Genomic DNA, 2,050 nt, shown 5'->3' with positions numbered 1-2,050 from the left:
CGCTCACCACACCATCCGATTCGAACTCATACCGCCGGCCACGCCACCTCACAACCAGGCCGCACGACTACCTGCGGAAGCGGAAGAAACTCGGTCCCCCGTCACGCGGAAATTCCATGTACACCCGACCGTCGCGCAGCGAATGGTGACCCACCAACGCCCCGAACTGCGGTGGTGGAGATCCACCAGGACAGGGCGATTCCGTTGTGGACGGTCAAGTGCAGCTCAATGTGCTTCAGCGCAGGTCGATCCTCGTCGGGCGGCCCGGCGGAATCGCACCCCCGAGCTGCCACGGAACGGGTAGCCTCCCATCACTTCGCTCCTCTCAACGGAATCCGGCGAACGAGCGCAGCCACCGCCAGTCAGCGACGAGCGGCCTCGGCGGCTGCGATCCCGGCCGGGCGCTACGGCGAACCAACGGAATTCGGTGCGGCCACGACATTCTGCGGGCGCCCCCACACCTCCTACATCACCGGCACCGCCATTGTGCTTCGACGGCGGCCGTCCCGACGCGGTGAACGCCGATAGGGGTTGGACCGGTACGACCCGCGTTCCCCGGGCCTCACCGGTAGCGGATGACGTGCACCGCCAACGGCTCCTGGTCGAAGGTGGGCAGGCCGTCCTCCGCCATCGAGTCGACCAGCCGGATCTCGCCGCCCTCGTTGACCGCGACCAGGAGGTTGCCGACGGTTTCCCGACCGCGCGCGTCCTGGCGGCGGATCCACACCAGCGCCCGCGAATCCTGCGGCGTGTCGGCCATCTCCGTCAGTGCCTCGCCCCAGCTGCGGTGCTCGGTGGAGCTCAGCGGGGTGCCCAGCTCGCGCATCGTCGGCGCGTACCAGGCGGCCGCCCCTGGCGCCGGGGGCCGGCCGATCCCGTCTCGTCCGGCATCCCATCCGGACATGTAGGACCACGGGTCGTTGTTGGGCAGCCCGAACGGTGCCTGGCCTGCTTCCTTGGGCACCACCAACGCGGCGTCCAGCATCTGGTCCTGCCACTCGCCGGTATCCAGGAACCGCTGCGTGGTGCACGCGAACAGCCAGCCGCGTTCGGTTTCGTCTTCGTCGCCGGGCCCTAGGACGACGACCGGCTCCGGGTAGGTGTGCTCCAGCCAGCTGGTCGCCTTGTCCAGCGCGGCCTGCAAGTTCGGCGCCGGTGCCTCCCAGGGAACCGTGAAGTTCGCCGATTCGGTCACCACCGGGCGGAAAAACCGCGCGACCACGAGCTGACCGATCTCGTCGTCGTCCAGCCGGGCCAGCGAACCCCGCTGCCCGTCCAGGAAAACCGCCTGCTTCTCATCCTGGAAGCCGTACAGCAGGTGGCCGGTGAGCTCGGCTCCGGACAGCTGCCGACGCAGCCACACCGCGGTGCGCGTGCCCGGACCGCCCTCCAGCAGTGTCGATGTCACGTCCGCCCACGTGGACGCGGTGAACACCTCGGCGTCCGGGAAGTGCGCGGCCAGCATCCGGTCCCACCAGCCGGGCGCCTCATCCGCCGGTGCCCACGGCAGCGCCGAAGCCGGCCGGCGGTCCACCGCGGCGTCCGTCGCGACCAGGCAGCCGCGCGCGTTGACCCGCCACCGCCACGGCTCGGGGTTGAGGTCCATCGCCAGCGCCGCGTTCAGCTCCTCGTCCAACGGGTCGGCGTTGGAGACCGGGAACGGCTGCCCGCCGTCCTTGGGCACCGCGATCGTGGCAGCCAGCAGCGGCTCTGCGGAGCCACCCACATAGTCACAGCCGAACAGCTGGGTCCGGTCACCGTCGAGCAGGGGCTGATCATCGGTGAGGGTGACCAGACCCCCGTACGTTCGTTCCAGCCACTGCGCTGCCCTGTTGGCGGGGTCCTCGCTCATCGTCACCTCGGTATGTCTCGTCCGGCAGCTCGGCCTCTGGTCGCTCCGGCCGCCGCGCCCTGCTGGAACAGCCGTCGAGCATGCCCATCGTGGGCCATGGCCCCGGCTTCCGCGCCTGTCCGCACACGGCATACGGGAAAACCCCCACCGACGCAGTCCCGAGCCGTTGTTGCAGCTCATCGTCGATTTCTGGGCCGG

At 69.7% G+C, this 2,050-nt stretch carries 1 protein-coding gene; it reads right to left on the bottom strand.

Going from position 1 to position 2,050, the window contains the following annotated elements:
- Positions 1-562: 562 nt before the first annotated feature.
- A complete protein-coding gene (locus tag BLW84_RS23835) occupies positions 563-1,852 on the bottom strand; it encodes a YrhB domain-containing protein (protein WP_093269035.1) in 1,290 nt (429 codons plus the stop codon).
- Positions 1,853-2,050: the final 198 nt, after the last annotated feature.

It is taken from the genome of Saccharopolyspora shandongensis (assembly GCF_900106995.1).
In the GTDB taxonomy this organism is placed as follows: Bacteria; Actinomycetota; Actinomycetes; order Mycobacteriales; family Pseudonocardiaceae; genus Saccharopolyspora; species Saccharopolyspora shandongensis.
The sequence above is the reverse complement of the archived record's forward strand: the minus strand, read 5'-3'. Positions and strand labels throughout refer to the sequence as shown.

Bases quoted from the DNA above. Each gene is read 5' to 3' on its own strand.
- BLW84_RS23835 (WP_093269035.1), bottom strand. From the start codon at position 1,852: ATGAGCGAGGACCCCGCCAACAGGGCAGCGCAGTGGCTGGAACGAACG.